The organism is Oscillatoria sp. CS-180 (genome assembly GCF_028330965.1).
Lineage (GTDB): Bacteria > Cyanobacteriota > Cyanobacteriia > Phormidesmidales > Phormidesmidaceae > Halomicronema.
Genome location: NZ_JAQMUB010000027.1, coordinates 1 through 15,274, shown reverse-complemented (window position 1 = coordinate 15,274; position 15,274 = coordinate 1). Strand labels below are relative to the sequence as shown.

The following is a 15,274-nucleotide window of genomic DNA, read 5'->3' as shown; positions in this document are numbered from 1 at the left end:
AGAACGAGTGATGAGCAACCGTTGGCAAAAGTGGGCGCTGTTTGGCTGGGGACTTACATTGACTGCGATCGCTCCAGCTCCTGCAACGGCGATGTGTGTTGCTGATTTGCCGGAGGCGATCGAGGCAATCACGGCCCGCCCCGAATTGAGCCGTGCCCGCGTGGGGATTCAAGTAGAGACTGTGGCCGGAGAGCGCGTCTACGAGCGAGACAGCGACCTTTTCTTTGTTCCAGCGTCTACTCTCAAGCTGCTGACGACCGCTGCTGTTCTGACTGAATGGGGGCCTGACTACACCCTCCGAACTCCAGTGTATGGACAAATTGGGGCAGACGGCACGGCTATTTTGCAGGTCATCGGACAGGGTGATCCCAGTTTCGATCAGTCCACTCTAGATGATTTGGCGGATCAGATCGTGCAGCGCAATGTGCAGGAAATTGACGCGCTGTACGGCGACGACAGCGCTTTTGTGGGCACAAGCACAAACCCAAACTGGGAATGGGAAGACGTCCAGGCCGGATATGGCGCTCCCGCCAATGCCCTTATTTTGAATGAAAACGAGTTGGGACTTAGTCTATTGCCCCAAGCCGTGGACGAACCTCTACAGGTCGTTTGGGATGACCCGGCTCAGGAAGGCCGCTGGATTGTGGAGAACCATTCGAGAACAGTAGCTGCGGGTGAACCGGAGTTCGTCCGGGCTGGACGGTCACTGGGGCTGCCGATCTTGAGGGTTTGGGGACAGCTTGTCGTAGGCACTGACCCCGAGTCTGTCGCGATCGCAATTCCCAATCCGGGAGAGGTGTTTCTCGATGCTTTTCGAAGGACTTTGGTCGAACGCGACATTCTTGTACGGCAGACTCGACTCGCACCACCACCAACGGGGATTGTTTGGACTGAGCTTGCTGCTGCTACTTCACCCACGTTGGCGGAGCTACTGATTCCCACTAACCAGAACAGCAATAACCTGTATGCCGAAGCCCTGCTCAAGCAGCTGGGACGCCAGCAGGTAAATGCTACTGACGCTACTGAGGCAGGCATTGCCGCTACCCTGGCGATTCTTCGGGATTTGGGTCTCGACCCAGCTGAGGTTGTCATGTTTGACGGCTCAGGACTAGCGCGGAAAAATCTCATTACACCTGCGGCAATGGTCGATGTGCTTCAAGGCATGACGCGATCGCCGCAGGCTGAAACGTATCGGAACTCGCTGGCGATCGCGGGGCGTAGCGGCACCCTTCGCAATCGCTTTCGGGATACGCCTGTTGAGGGGCGACTGGTTGGCAAATCAGGGGCCATCAGCCGCAACTTTGCCTTAGCTGGATATCTCGACCCGGAGAATTATTCTCCGCTGGCCTTCAGCATTTTCCTCAATAACATCAACGAGCGGGGCAGCACTGCTCGATCACTCATTGACGACATTGTGTTAGAAATAGCCAACCTTGAACACTGCCATTAAGCCGAACCTCATCTTGGGAATTACCCCCATTTCAAGAATTATCTTCACTGGACGAAAGAGGTGCTTTGGCCAGTTGTGCTTTTGCTCGTTGCCACATCGTCTCTAGCTCATCTAGCGTGTAGTCCGTGAGGGGGCGCCCGGCCAGAGTTTCGACCTGTTCAAACCGATGAATAAAGCGACGGTTGGTGCTTTGGAGGGCTTCGGATGGGTCGAGATCGTGCCACCGAGCGATGTTGACCAGCGTGAAGAGAATATCGCCGAGTTCCGCCAGCTGATTGTCTTTGGGTTCCTGGGCGATCGCCGTCCGAAACTCATCCAACTCTTCATGAAACTTCTCCCATACCCCATCGACTGAGTCCCATTCAAATCCCGCTTTGGCGGCTTTCTGGGAAATCTTGTTGGCGGCCATCAGAGGGGGCAGGGTGCGGCTGTATTTGTGCAGTTTGGGCGAAAGACGAGTCGGATCGTGAATCTCGCCTTTCTCAGCAGCTTTGATCTGCTCCCAATTCTGATGAATTTCTTCGAGGGTATCTGCCTGCACATCGCTAAACACATGGGGATGGCGACGAATCAGCTTGTCAGCAATGCCATTGGCAACCGTGCTCAGGTCAAAGTCACCTTCATCTTGGGCGACTTGAGCCTGCAAAACGACTTGTAGGAGCAGATCGCCAAGTTCTTCTGCGATCGCTGCCTTGTCCCCCACTTGGATTGCATCAACGACTTCATAGGCTTCTTCAATCACATAGGGAATCAGTGTCTTTGCCGTCTGCTTCAAATCCCAAGGACAGCCCGTTTCAGGATCTCGGAGTTGAGCCACCACGCTGATCAATCGCTGAAGTGCCGTCAATATCGGCGTTACGGATCCTAGTGTTCTGTCTGTCATAATCCCTTCCCTTCGACCCTCCTTTTCTAGCAGATATGGCTAGCGCTAGGGGTAGCTTTCGCAGCGGGACAGTTGGGTTGGGTAGAGAGTCAGGACCCGCGACTACTCTGAAATTTTTGGGCGATCGCAATTTAGACCCAAGTGATATCCATCGTGTTCGGTCTAGAGGGGCCGAAAGCGGCAGAACCTAAGCTTCAAGACGTCTAGATTTCGCCTCGATTCATTTATTTGATGCCTCTGCCAAGTTGTCCATTGTTTGGTAGGATTAGACTCTGCGATTCGTTCGGTATGGACATTCGCAACACAATTTGGAGAGGTGGCCGAGTGGTTTAAGGCGCAGCACTGGAAATGCTGTTTAGGGGTAACTCTAACGAGGGTTCGAATCCCTCCCTCTCCGTTCCAAGTTATTGACCTACTATTGTGAATCTCGAAGCTTTTCTATGGGGCTTCAAGGTTTGTTTTGAAACGATTTTCTCCACGCTAGTAAAAAGCACGTTATGGAAGCGGAAAAGCGAACGTTTGTGGAAGCCGCGATCGCGCTTTCTTTTGAAGCGATGGACTCCAACCGGGGTGGTCCTTACGGTGCTGTGGTGGTGCAAGCTGGCGAGATTATTGGTCGGGGCATGAATGAAGTCACGTCTGTAAACGACCCAACCGCTCATGCTGAAATGACGGCAATCCGTTAGGCATGTAGTCACCTTGGGCGATGGAGTTTGGCTAGCTGTGAACTCTACACCAGTTGCGAACCCTGCCCTATGTGTGGCAATCTATTGGGCGCGGCTGGAGCGAGTCTACTACGGCAACAGTAAGGAGGTTGCTGCTCAGTTTGGCTTCAACAGCCAGTTTTTTTTACGATGAGTTGGCGAAACCTAGAGGCCAGCGGCAGATGCCCATGTATCCCATGATGGGGGAGGCGGCGATCGCGGCGTTTGAAGCTTGGCAATCTCATCCCAACCAGCAAGCGTACTGATCCCCAGCAAACTCTATGATGGAAGAGTATGTTATCGATCAGCCCCTGGGGATGAAGCCATGACGACTCCACCGCGTGATGTACAAGTATTGTCGATCGCCGCTGATACCGAGGTGTTGAGGTCTCGCAGCTGGAATCGACTGCGATTTGAAATTGAATATGCTCTGGAACGCGGAACAACGTCAAATAGCTACCTGATTCGGGGCGATCGCAAGGCGCTGATTGATTTTCCGGGGGAGTCTTTTACAGAAAGTTTCATATCAACATTGACGCGGCAGATCAATCCCAGCAAACTGAATTACATCGTGTTGGGTCATATCAACCCTAACCGGGTGGTAACGCTCAAAGTGCTGTTGGAGAAGGCACCGAACGCGACTGTTGTTTGTTCTAATCCAGCCGCTAAAGCGCTGGAAGACCTGCTGGAAGGTCAGGCTCCGAAGATTCAAGTGGTCAAAGGGGGCGAAGCTGAGATTGATTTGGGGCAAGGGCACTGCTTGCGTTTCGTCCCTGTGCCAACACCACGCTGGCCGGAAGGACTGTGGACCTATGACGAATACACCCAAATTCTGTTCAGCAACAAGTTTTTTGGCATGCATCGCTGCGACAACTCGGTCTATGACTTGAACTGGAAAGAAATGCTGGAGGATCGTCGTTATTACTTCGACTGCCTCATGGCTCCCAATGCTCGTCAGGTCAGTACCGCACTGGAAAAATTGGAGTCCCTTAGCGTTCGCATGTTTGCGCCCGTTCATGGATCCGCTGTGCGATACACCATGAACGAATTGCTTCACACTTATCAGGAGTGGAGCCAGCAGCAAAAGGGCAAAGATCTTTTGGTGACGTTGATCTACGCTTCGGCTTATGGCAATACGGCCACGATCGCTCAAACGCTGGCTAGGGGAATCACCAAGGCAGGCGTTGCGGTGGAATCTATTAACGCAGAACAGGCCGATCCTGACGACATTAAAGCGGCGCTGGAAAAATCAGCAGGATTTCTCATTGGGTCACCAACGCTGGGTGGTCATGCCCCAACTCAGATTCAAACGGCTTTGGGGATTATTCTTTCAACGGCTGCGAAGACTCAGGTGGCCGGAGTCTTCGGCTCTTTTGGATGGAGTGGTGAAGCGATCGATCTGCTGGAAAACAAGCTGAAGGATGGCGGCTACAGTCTGGCGTTTGATCCCATTCGAGTTAAGTTCAAGCCGACTGAATCGACGCTGCAATATTGTGAAGAGGTCGGAACTGATTTTGCCCAAGCTTTGAAGAAGGTGAAACGCGCTAAAGCACCCCGCACGCCGGCCAGTTCGGTAGAGCAAGCGGTGGGTCGCTTGGTGGGTTCTCTCTGTGTGGCAACGACTCGAAAGGGTGATGCAACTAGTGCAATGCTGGCGTCGTGGGTTTCGCAAGCAACGTTTAATCCGCCGGGTTTTACGGTAGCGGTTGCCAAGGATCGAGCAATCGAATCGCTTTTGCATACGGGCAGCTCTTTCACGCTCAATATCTTGGCGGAAGGGCAGCACCTGGGTCCGATGAAGCATTTCTTGAAACCGTTTGGGCCAGGCGAAGATCGCTTTGAGGGCGTCGAGACTATGGAGGGACAAAACGGTTGTCCCATCCTGAAGCAGGCGATCGCTTATTTGGAATGCGAAGTCGCTAATCGCATGGAGTGCGGGGATCACTGGGTGGTCTATGCCAAGGTGAATGCGGGAGAACTTTTGGAAACGAATGCTAAAACAGCCGTGCATCATCGGAAAACGGGCACACACTACTGACGCATTATTCGAAAAGCCTCGTACAATCTCTTGCATAGGGTTAGGGTTACCTCGCCTGGTTATTCTGGTCGGTTATGTCCGAGTTGCTGAACACTCAACCGTTTCGAGTAGGCATTGTCCTGGCTACTTACAATTGCGATCGCGTTCACTTTGAACAGCAAATAGTGTCAATCCAAAATCAGGACTTTGCCAATTGGAGTTGTCTCGTTTTGGATGACGGCTCTAGCGAAACAATTCGACGGCACATTGTTGAAATCATTGGCAATGACGATCGCTTTATCTATCGTGCTCAGTCTAAAAATTTAGGCGCTTACCACAACTTTGAATCTGGCCTAGTTTACTTCAGCCAAGATCCGACCGTCACCCATCTTGCCTTTTCGGATCAGGATGATGTTTGGTATCCACAAAAGCTGAGTCGGCTCCTGGCAGAACTTGAGGCGCAGGATGCTTTGCTAGCCCATTCTGATTTAGAACTAATTGATGCCACGGGTCAGCTGCTTCATGGTTCAGTTTGGGATTACGAGAAACGTCAGCCGGAAAGGCTCAGTCCTCAGCTATTGCTGCTAAGAAATACGGTGACGGGCTGCACCGTCATGATTCGGAAAAGCTTGGTTCCAGATGTGTTACCGTTTCCAAAATTGCCTTCAATGGGAGGATGGTACCATGACCACTGGCTGGCTCTCGTCGCCGCACAAAAGGGACGCATTGTTCATATTCGAGAACCGCTAGTGCAGTATCGGCAGCACGCCAGCAATGTGGTGGGTGCTGAAAAACAAGCTGGAACTATCCGCAAAGAGTTAGAACTTTGGTTGGCGAAAAAAGGCCGCTTAACGTTGAAGAGTTATCCGATTCATCGGCAGTTAAGTGAGGCGTTTTATCAGCGTTTTTCTTCAAGCTTGGAATCTGATCGAACGAATCCTTTTCATGCTAATAGGATAGACTTTGGATTTTCCATTCTCAAGCTGGGCCTTCAGAGTTTTCTAAAGGGATATGGTGCTCAGGGAATTACTTTACGCCTGCTGGTTAATAAGGTGATTTTTGACGTGATAAAAATCAAGACTCTATTGACTAAAAAGCTGACTGGAAAAAGGATTGGATGAGTCGAACTGAAGTCTCTATCATCATCGTCAACTACAACGGCTGTCACGTCATTGTGGATTGTCTGCACTCAATTTTTGCTTACATTGAGTCACCTAATATTGAAGTGATTGTGGTGGACAATGCATCCCAGGACGGCAGTCCTGAACTCATTGCTGACAAATTTCCTCAGGTGAAGCTGCTGCGTCAAACTCAGAATTGGGGCTTTGGCACAGCTAACAATATTGGGGTTCGTCACGCTGCGGGCGACTCTCTATTTTTGCTCAATTCGGATACGGTGCTCACGGATAATATCTTGCCAGCGCTGATCGCGAAGTTGGAGAGCGCTCCTGATATTGGCATGGTGGGACCGCGATTGATCAATCAGGATGGTAGCTTTCAACTCTCGATCGCTCACGAAATTGGTCTTTGGGGCGAATTCAAAACGTTGCAGCAGGTTCGACAATATCGAAATCCTCGCAATCGACCGGCTCTGGCTCAGCAATATGGCAGCGATCGCTATGTGGATATTATTGTTGGGGCGGCGATGCTGATGCGGCGATCGCTGTTTGAAACAGTGGGCGGATTTGACGAAGCTTTTTTTATGTATTTTGAGGAGTCTGATCTCTGTCAGCGAGTCAGAGAACTGGGCTATCAGCTGCTCTACACGCCGGAGGTGTCGCTGGTCCATTTGGGGGGATATTCAGTCGCCCAAGCGGCGACAAAAATGGCTGAGACATACCGCCACAGCCAACGATACTACTATCAAAAACACCGTCCCCTTTGGGAGCAGTGGGTATTAGAAAGATATCTGGCGCTCAAGCGATGGCGGCAGAGGAAAAGGACAACGAAGGCTAAAATCGGCTGATCTTGATAGCTTTAGCGATCTAAGCCTTAAGGTCAGCAAGCTGCAATTTGGGGTCGTTTAGTTTTTGAGTATCTACTGAAAGTTTGTTCGCGTTGCAACTATTCCACTTAGCGCCAATAGGTTAAGAAAGCTGATCAGTCATAGTCGAATTCTATATATTGTCAGTGTTCTCATTTGCGGAAATTATTGATAGGCTGCTAACAGTTATGGCAAAGATGATTTTCACCATGGCCTATACAACCCGTATCTGCACAACAGCGTCTGCACTCTCTACATCGCGACAGCGACAAAAGCAGTCATCCTCTCGATCAGCCTTTGGCTCCCGACTCAAAGCTGCTTTAGAGCATGCCAGTCGCCTGACTGAAATGCACGGGACTAACAATATTGACACGATCATTGCCTGGGAGGCTGTTAAAGAATTACTGAAAAGTCATCCTTACTTCAGCACCCTTACTGTCCCTAACTGGAGTAGTGACAGCGTAACTGCAACGAAGTGCCATACGGTTAGAGGCAAAGCCTGAAACAAAGTACATTCGTTCAGCGATTAGAGAAAATCTTAGTTTCTCTTAAGAGTGTAGTTCAAAAGAACTGACACAAAATCCTTGTATAGCAAGTCTTTCAGGCTGTAGCAGTGGCTCGTAGCTACACTTACGCTGCCCCTTTTGCAGCTGGAATTCACATTCTTTTGTTGAGTGGCTGCTGGCTTGGGCAACTATTCCGTCAATCAACAAGGGCTTAAATTGACTCAAATTGCACGTTTGCTACCTCAGAGTCGTCTAGGTTAGTGCACCCAGAGCATCTTGGTGCCTAGCGCGTTGCTGTATAACTCGCTGTCTTGCCCTAACGTCACTGGCGACGGCCATAACAAAAAGCAGCGGGATCAAAACATCTCACTGCTTTTGTAAGGTATTGGATTAAGGCTGGGTTGAGCTATGACGCAAGCGCGACTTCGACGGTTTCCTGAAGCTGGCCGTTTTGATATAGCTCGATCAAAATGTCGGAGCCACCCAGAAACTCACCATTGAGATAAACCTGGGGGATGGTGGGCCAGTTGGAATATTCTTTGATGCCCTGACGGATTTCAGGATCGGATAAAACGTCGAAGGTTTCGAAGGGGACGCCTAACACGTTCAAAATCTGAACGACGTTGTTAGAGAAACCACATTGGGGCATCAGTTTATTGCCCTTCATGAAAACCATAATCTTGCTTTGGTTGATCAGGGTTTCTATGCGTTCTTTAACTTCGGGGGTCATGCTAATGTACCTCGCGGAATTGAGTGTTTGATATTGAGCGATCGCTAACAGTCAATGATCAGGCACGCTGGCTAACGCTGTCCCACGTTTCAGGCGTGTAGGTTTTCAGGGCAAGGGCGTGAATTGCCTCGCTTGACATCGCGGATTGCACAGCTTTATAGACTAGCTGATGCTGCTGAACCAGCGATCGATTCGCAAACTCATTTGAAACCACTGTGACTTCAAAATGGTCGCCGCCGCCTGTCAAATCGTTGACCTTAACCTCGGCATCGGGAATGCCTGCTTGAATCATAGAGACAACTTGCTCTGCAGTGACCATACTTTTTCCCTGGCAGTTTTGTTCTACTGTATCAATTCATTCAGGATTGCTGAGATCTGCACTCCGTTAGGACGAGTTTAGCAAGGGCTAGACGTAGGAACAGCTTATGGAGAATCTTAAGTGCGTCGTACGTCTGAGCCATGCGTTCGTACTCTAGGACTTTCCTCAATGCCACATTGTTAGCACAAGACTTTTTATCGGAATTCGTAGGGCGCTTCTACAAAACCGAGTTCGTAGAGCTGTTGGTAAGCCTGCTGTCCTAATTCTCGGGTAGGCTGCTGACTTCTCAAAACTTCCATCAGCAAGGGAACTGCTTTTTCAGGATCGTCTTGGGTGCGGTGGATTAGGGCCAGTTGGTAAGTTGCCTGATCGCGCTTTTGCGCAGTTTCGATCGCTTTTTCTCGGTTGCTGCGGTTTTGGCGGGTGTCGATGCCGAAGAACATTTCAGCTAGCTCTTGGTAATAGAGAGAGAGCTGATTGTACAGCTCGCGAGCTTCCGTCAGTTTGTCGATCGCGGTCAGGAACTGCTGGTCGGCGATCGCATCAGTGGCTTCCGTTGTCAGCTGGTCGGCATAGACGATACTGAAGTCACTATCAGAAATCTGATCCAGGCGACGCACTTCTGAAGGGGTTTCGACTTCTTCGGTTTCGTCAGCGGGGGCAGGCTCAGCAGGCTCTTGAGCAGGGGTTGCCGATGCCAGAGCACCCACCAAGGTCATGGCTAGGAACCCACTACCCAACCAGCGAAATGTCTTGTGAGGACGGAGAAAGGAACGTACAGCCATGAGGGAACCTAAGTTCAAAAACTGGATATTCAAAAAATACTGAGGTATCTTACCACTTTGCTTGTGACTAATTGCGAATGGGACGAAGCTGTCGTGGATTGCATTGGCTAAAGTTGGAGGATACTTCACGGCGAAATGTTGATTCTTAGGGGATTTGTGACCTGTTAGACGGTGGAGTTGTGGAGGATGTTCCACCGGGCAGCAGGACTCTGACATCCGGAAAAAGCTATTGGATTTGAGGACAGGTGGCGTTGATGACCGACCAAGATAATTCGGATCAGAATAATTCGGAGAACTACCTGACGCTGCAGCGGGGCGGGGCGGAGATGCTGTTGATGCGGGTGCGCGATCGCTTTACGACCCGGTTGACAATGCCTGATGCAGTGGAGCTACTGCGGCCTGTGATTGAGCCTCTGTCGGTGCGTCCGGTGGCCCGGGGAGAGCTGGTGGAATGGCGGGTTGCGACTACGCGGTTGGAGGACTGCTTGACGGCGGCGCGATCGCATGAGTGGGTGCAGTTTGCTAGCCGGGTCTATCAGCCCGTCTCAAGTCCAAAAACGTGGCTGTATCTGACAGACCAAATGACGGTGCAGTTTGCCCCGACGGTGACTGTGGCAACTGGGAGATCGCTGACACAGCAGTATGGGCTATCAGAATCACACGCCCTGACCGGCATTCCCAATGCGTTTGTTTATTTGGTAACTCGACAGGCGACAGAGAATCCTATCAAAATTGCGAATCGGTTGATTGGGCTACCGGAGGTGCTGGCAGCAGAACCCAATGTGGTAGTGGAAGCGGAGCAGTTGTATCGTCCTCAAGATGAGCTGTTTGGTCAGCAGTGGCATCTAACATCGACGATGGGATCGAATATCAGGCCAGACGCTCATATTTCGGTTGAGCAGGCCTGGGATTTGACTCGGGGGAGCCGATCTATCGTGATTGCCGTCAGCGATGATGGATTTGATTTAGACCATCCTGATTTGCAAGGGACGGGCAAAATCGTTGCGCCGATGGATTTGAAGGCGCGGGATGCAGTGCCACTGCCTACAGCGGCGGATGAAAATCACGGAACCTCTTGTGCCGGTTTAGCGATCGCGGAGGAAAACCAAACGGGAGTTGTTGGGGTAGCGCCGGGTTGCGGGTTCATGCCCATTCGAACCACGGGATTTCTAGACGATGAATCGGTTGAACGCATTTTTCAATGGGCGGTTCAAAAGGGGGCTGCGGTCATTTCCTGTAGCTGGTCTCCAGCATCGGTGAATTTTCCACTGTCAATCCGCCAGAGCAATGCGCTAACGCAAGCGGCGACGACAGGACGAGGTGGCAAGGGCTGTGTGGTTGTCTTTTCGGCAGGCAATGCCAATCGACCGGTTAGTGGCACAGTCAATGAGCGAGGATGGCCGAGTAATGCATTAAGAGGGCCAACGGAATGGCTGAGCGGTTTTGCCATCCATCCAGATGTGATCGCCGTTTCGGCCTGTACCAGCTTGAATACCAAGTCGGCTTATAGCAGTTGGGGAAAACACATTTCGGTGGCGGCTCCTAGCAATAATGCGCATCCAGCAGCGGCCCTGCCAGAGTTGGGTTCGGTGAAAACGGGACCGATTATTGCCTCCAGAATTGTGGGACGAGGTATGGTGACGAGCGATCGCACGGGCGCTGCGGGCTATAACCGAGACGCCTACACCAACACGTTTGGCGGTACGTCAAGCTCATGTCCGGTGGTGGCCGGAGTGGCGGGATTGGTTCTGTCGGCGAATCCCAATCTGACCGCTCGGGACGTCAAACAAATTCTGCAGCAGACGGCTGACAAAGTGGTGGACTCGGATCCAGATCCACAGCTCGGTTTGCGACATGGCACCTATGACAACAATGGGCATTCCCAATGGTTCGGCTATGGTCGGGTGAATGCGTTCAAGGCAGTGCAAGAGGCTAAGCGAAGACTCTGGCAGGGCCGTAGCTACCGCAATACGGTGGATTTGAAGGATACGGCTGCGGTGCTGATTCCAGATAATCAGGTTGAGGGGGCGGTGCGATCGCTACTCTGTAACGAGCAGGGCGTGGTGCAGGATATCTCTGTTGAGGTGAAGCTGGAGCACACGTTTTTAGGGGACGTGATGGTGCTTTTACAGCCGCCTGGAGGACGAGAAGTGCTGTTGCAGGGACGCTCGTTGGGCCAGCAGCAAACGCTCGATCAGCGGTATGACTTGAGCAACACGCCTGTCTTGATGAGGGTGATTGATGCAGCTGCGAGAGGACGTTGGCGACTAAGGGTGAGCGATCGCGCGGCGGGGCATACGGGGCGATTGTTGGGCTGGCGATTGGTGTTGGCACTGCGGTAAGAGCGGGCTTTGTTCGTCCAATCAGAACACAAGCCTAGATGGCTAAAGCTACAGGTCCTTAAGTCCGCTCTTACTGCAATAGAATCTACAGGGCAATGAGGTTCATGCCTTGAAGGATGGGCCGGGTTTGAGCGTTGGGATAGTGGACGACGCTCAGGGTGTTGGGCTGGAGGGTGAGGCTGCTGGCGTCCTCGGGGAGAGCGAGCAGGGTGTTGAGGAACCGTTGAACTGAGGCAGGTTGCGCGATCGCTAACAGGGTTGTCAGCGTACCGGGCTGTTGGGCATGGAGGGAATTTTCAATGGCGGCTTGCCATTGCGGCCAGAAGTGCGATCGCTTCACGGATAGGACCACGGTTTCAGGGTTTTGGCACAGCACGGTTTTCGCGACTTGGCGACAAACATGCTGATGGGGCCGGGGGGTTGGGTCTTGCCAATCTTGAACTACTGCAGCTTGGATGGGTTCTGAGCTGAGTAGGGTGGCTAAGGATGGATCAGGAGCAATGCCAGGCTGACAAGGCAGCAGCAGCAAGCGCAGTCCTTGTTTGCCTGCTTTGAGTTTGGGCAGACGAGGAGCCGCAGCGTCGCTGTTGAGGGTGAGATTCAAGAGATGAAGCTGGGCGAACTCGTCAGTCGGTGTCTGAAAATCGAGCACGGTGAGACCACTATGGGTTTGCTGTAGGAGATGGTGTTGGCTAGCGGATGATTTCAGGGCGGTATTAATCAGGGCTTGATTGGTGCCGCCGTGACTCACAACTAATAGAGTTTGGCCGGAGTGGCGAGGCAGAATGGTTTGCCAAAACCGCTGTGCCTGCTGGTAGAGGTCTTGAACGGGATAGACGGTGGAGGCTCCTGAGGAGAGCTGAAACTGATCAGGCGTTTCTTGCCAACAGCGATAGAGGTCTGGCTGATGCGATCGCACGTCTTCGTAACGCTGTCCTTCCCAACTTGGAAGGTGAATTTCTTTCAGCAGGTCTGAGGTGCTGAGATTTTTGAGGGGAGGGGTTGTGAGGTGAGGTAGGAGGGCAGCAGCTGTATCCTGAGCGCGTTTGAGGGGACTGACGTAGATGGCATCAACGGGGCACTGCTTGAGATAGCGACCAATTGCGTGAGAGGCCGCCATACCCTCTGGGGTGAGTTCTCCGGTGTCAGAACTGCCTTGGTAGCGTCCTTGGTCGTTGAGGGTGCTGCGACCGTGGCGGAGAAGGATGACACGGGTTCCTGTCTGAGGGACAGGTGGTAAAACATAGCCAGGAAGGGAGGTTTGGGTTTGTAGCTGTTTGAGTTGAGCAATCATAGATTTAGAAGAACTAAGGGATAGACGGTAAATCGGATGAACCAATACCGATGCAAGGACTTGGCAGGAAGTGTCCTCTTTTGATGCGCTATTCCAGTTTTTAAAGATGAGACGCTACTTGCGATCGTGGTTTAACGAGATGGAGGCTTTTAAAATTAGACGTATAATCGAATATCCCCGTATATGCGGGGACAAATTGTCGGATTACTCTAAGCGATGACGTTCGTTATAGGGTGATGTAGCTCCCCTAAGGTTTCATCTAACTCTGAGATGATTTGTGGGTAGATGATGTTGGGGGGAAATTGTGCAATAACTGGACGACATCCTGTAAGACCTGCTGTAACTTGCCGTTAGATCTCGTGCTGAGAAGCTACGAAACCAAAGCAAGGGGACGTTGATTTTCCTGCATACGATACAGTCGTGCATAGCGACCATTAAGTTCCATGAGGTCACTATGAGTTCCTTGCTCCCATAGCTGGCCTTGCTCTAGATAGAAGATTTGGTCAGCATCTTGAACTGTATGAAGATTGTGGGAAATCCAGAACGTGGTGCAGTTTTGGGTCAGCCGATGCAGGGCTTCAGTTACTTCCCATTCGCTGGCATTGTCGAGACCGGTGGTGGGTTCGTCGAGGATGACAATGGCGGCTTTGCGGACAGCGGCACGGGCGATCGCAATTCGCTGGCGCTGACCACCGGAGAGGGTTGCTCCTCGCTCGCCCAGCATTGTGTCGTAGCCATCCGGTAGTTGAGTAATGAAATCATGGGCGTTGGCCAGTTTAGCGGCGGCGATAATATCCTCATCGGTGGCGCTGGGGTTGCCGTAGGCGATATTGTCTTGCACGGTGGCCGCAAAGAGAATGCTGTCTTGCAGGACGATGCTGATTTGAGGTCGCAGGCTAGCGAGGGTGTATTCTCGCAGGTCATGATCATCAATGCAGACGCTGCCTTCAATGGGATCATAGAGCCGCAGTAGTAAGCTGACGAGGGTGGATTTGCCGCTGCCAGAGGGACCGACAATCGCCACTCGCTGTCCTGGCTGCACCTCAAAGCTAAGGTTTCGTAGGATGCCCTGATTGGATCGATAGGCGAAGGTCACATTTTCACAGCGCACGGCCCCCTTAAAAGCGGGCGCAGGAAGGGCACCCCGCAGATCTCGCACGTCGGGCTGAATCTCCATCAGGCTGATGATGCGTTCACCGGAAGCGGTCGCTTTGGCGATTTGTCCGGTATATTTGGCCAGCTGGCGCATCGGTTTAAAGGCAACTTTGAGGTAAGTGATGAAGACTAGCAAATCGCCGGGGGTGACTGCGCCTTGGAGAGTCAGTTGGACACCCCGCCAAAGCACCAGAGAAGTGGCGATCGCGACCAGGATTTCGACTAAACGCTCTTGCCCTGCTCGCAACCGTTGGGCTTCGGCACTTTCCTTAAGACTCTTCTGGTTCTGCTTGCTGAAGGTTTGTTCCAGCATGGATTCGAGGGAAAGAGCCTGCACGACCTGCATGGCTCCGATCGCTTCAGCGGCAGAGGCCGCCATGGCTCCTTCTCGTTTACGCTGTCGTCGCGCCACGACTTGAATTTTGTTGCCCATGTGGCGCGTGGTGATCAGGAAGAGGGGCAGGATGGCGATCGCGATTATTGCTAATTCCCAATTCAGAAAGATCATGACGCCAACCATGCCCAACAGCGTCACAGTGTTCGCGATCAGGGGCAGGGCTGCCACGACGGTGACCTCTCGCAGGCGTTCAATGTCATAGGTGACACGGGTGATCAGATCACCGCTTTTGGCCTGATTGTGAAAGGAGAGGGAAAGCCGCTGAATATGGCTGTAGAGGGTGCTGCGGATGTCCGTCATGACATGGGTGGCGGCGACTGCCATGTTGACTGCGCTGAGGTAGGCAAACATGCCTCGGAGTGCAGCAATGAGAATTAAGGCGATCGCAAGGAGGGTCAAGACAAGGACGGGTGACAGTCCCTCTAAGCCGCGAATACCTATGGTCTCGACCTGGAATCCCGGCAGGATAACACGGTCAAACATTAACTTCAGGGGCCAGGGTTCCAGCAGTCGCATGGCGGTCTCTGCAAACAAGGCGAAGAACGCTGTCCAGATCAGCCGCTGCTGCTGCCGCAGATGAGGCCAAAAATGCCGCAGGATTTTGATGATGCTGGGTAGTGCTGTGCCTAGGGTTTTAGGTTTCTTTTTGGACATAGTGCAGGAGGAAAGCAGTAAAAGGAACTAGCGAAAGGTAATGTGTACCGCGCC

At 52.1% G+C, this 15,274-nt stretch carries 13 protein-coding genes, 1 tRNA gene and 1 pseudogene; 9 read left to right on the top strand and 6 right to left on the bottom strand.

The features are described from left to right. The first annotated feature begins 10 nt into the window (after window positions 1-10). Window positions 11-1,450 carry a D-alanyl-D-alanine carboxypeptidase/D-alanyl-D-alanine endopeptidase gene (dacB, locus tag PN498_RS05225; RefSeq protein ID WP_272061658.1) on the top strand — a complete coding sequence of 480 codons (1,440 nt, stop codon included), beginning with the start codon at window positions 11-13 and terminating at the stop codon, window positions 1,448-1,450. 31 nt (window positions 1,451-1,481) lie between these two features. On the opposite strand, the gene mazG is transcribed toward dacB, so the two are convergent. Beyond that, window positions 1,482-2,333 (bottom strand): nucleoside triphosphate pyrophosphohydrolase, encoded by an 852-nt coding sequence (gene mazG / locus PN498_RS05220; RefSeq protein WP_272061657.1) that lies wholly within the window; start codon window positions 2,331-2,333, stop codon window positions 1,482-1,484. A 310-nt stretch (window positions 2,334-2,643) separates the two neighbouring features. On the opposite strand from mazG, the gene PN498_RS05215 reads away from it, so the two are divergent. From PN498_RS05215 to PN498_RS05185, 7 genes and pseudogenes are all read left to right on the top strand, one after another. Continuing rightward, window positions 2,644-2,730: transfer RNA gene (locus tag PN498_RS05215), tRNA-Ser, on the top strand. Window positions 2,731-2,830: 100 nt separating this feature from the next. Continuing rightward, a pseudogene (locus PN498_RS05210) lies at window positions 2,831-3,142 on the top strand (nucleoside deaminase). Beyond that, on the top strand, window positions 3,073-3,303 hold the full coding sequence (locus PN498_RS05205; RefSeq protein ID WP_272061730.1) for a hypothetical protein: 231 nt from the start codon (window positions 3,073-3,075) through the stop codon (window positions 3,301-3,303). The pseudogene PN498_RS05210 and the gene PN498_RS05205 overlap by 70 nt, the downstream one beginning before the upstream one ends. A gap of 59 nt (window positions 3,304-3,362) precedes the next feature. Next, complete coding sequence (locus PN498_RS05200; protein WP_272061656.1) at window positions 3,363-5,075, top strand: diflavin flavoprotein; 1,713 nt, start codon at window positions 3,363-3,365, stop codon at window positions 5,073-5,075. 74 nt (window positions 5,076-5,149) lie between these two features. Then, window positions 5,150-6,175 (top strand): glycosyltransferase family 2 protein, encoded by a 1,026-nt coding sequence (locus PN498_RS05195; protein WP_272061655.1) that lies wholly within the window; start codon window positions 5,150-5,152, stop codon window positions 6,173-6,175. After that, window positions 6,172-7,020 carry a glycosyltransferase family 2 protein gene (locus PN498_RS05190; RefSeq protein WP_272061654.1) on the top strand — a complete coding sequence of 283 codons (849 nt, stop codon included), beginning with the start codon at window positions 6,172-6,174 and terminating at the stop codon, window positions 7,018-7,020. The genes PN498_RS05195 and PN498_RS05190 overlap by 4 nt, the downstream gene beginning before the upstream one ends. A 206-nt stretch (window positions 7,021-7,226) precedes the next feature. Further along, complete coding sequence (locus PN498_RS05185) at window positions 7,227-7,541, top strand: hypothetical protein (RefSeq protein ID WP_272061653.1); 315 nt, start codon at window positions 7,227-7,229, stop codon at window positions 7,539-7,541. A gap of 409 nt (window positions 7,542-7,950) precedes the next feature. Here the strand turns inward: PN498_RS05185 and grxD are convergent, their stop codons facing one another. From grxD to PN498_RS05170, 3 genes are all read right to left on the bottom strand, one after another. Further along, window positions 7,951-8,274 carry a Grx4 family monothiol glutaredoxin gene (gene grxD, locus PN498_RS05180; protein ID WP_272061652.1) on the bottom strand — a complete coding sequence of 108 codons (324 nt, stop codon included), beginning with the start codon at window positions 8,272-8,274 and terminating at the stop codon, window positions 7,951-7,953. Between the two features lie 58 nt (window positions 8,275-8,332). Beyond that, window positions 8,333-8,593, bottom strand: coding sequence for a BolA family protein (locus tag PN498_RS05175; protein ID WP_272061651.1), 261 nt, complete (start codon window positions 8,591-8,593; stop codon window positions 8,333-8,335). Between the two features lie 194 nt (window positions 8,594-8,787). After that, window positions 8,788-9,378: a hypothetical protein gene (locus PN498_RS05170; RefSeq protein ID WP_272061650.1), complete on the bottom strand. Its 591-nt coding sequence runs from the start codon at window positions 9,376-9,378 to the stop codon at window positions 8,788-8,790. A gap of 254 nt (window positions 9,379-9,632) precedes the next feature. Between PN498_RS05170 and PN498_RS05165 the strand changes: the two genes are divergently transcribed. Further along, window positions 9,633-11,720 carry a S8 family serine peptidase gene (locus PN498_RS05165; protein ID WP_272061649.1) on the top strand — a complete coding sequence of 696 codons (2,088 nt, stop codon included), beginning with the start codon at window positions 9,633-9,635 and terminating at the stop codon, window positions 11,718-11,720. A gap of 85 nt (window positions 11,721-11,805) precedes the next feature. Here PN498_RS05165 and PN498_RS05160 read toward each other — a convergent pair whose 3' ends face one another. Both PN498_RS05160 and PN498_RS05155 read right to left on the bottom strand, forming a co-directional pair. Beyond that, a complete protein-coding gene (locus PN498_RS05160) occupies window positions 11,806-13,014 on the bottom strand; it encodes a histidine phosphatase family protein (protein WP_272061647.1) in 1,209 nt (402 codons plus the stop codon). 370 nt (window positions 13,015-13,384) lie between these two features. Beyond that, the gene (locus PN498_RS05155) at window positions 13,385-15,220 is read right to left on the bottom strand and encodes an ABC transporter ATP-binding protein (RefSeq protein WP_272061645.1); all 1,836 of its coding nucleotides are present in this window, start codon (window positions 15,218-15,220) and stop codon (window positions 13,385-13,387) included. Between the last annotated feature and the right edge of the window lie 54 nt (window positions 15,221-15,274).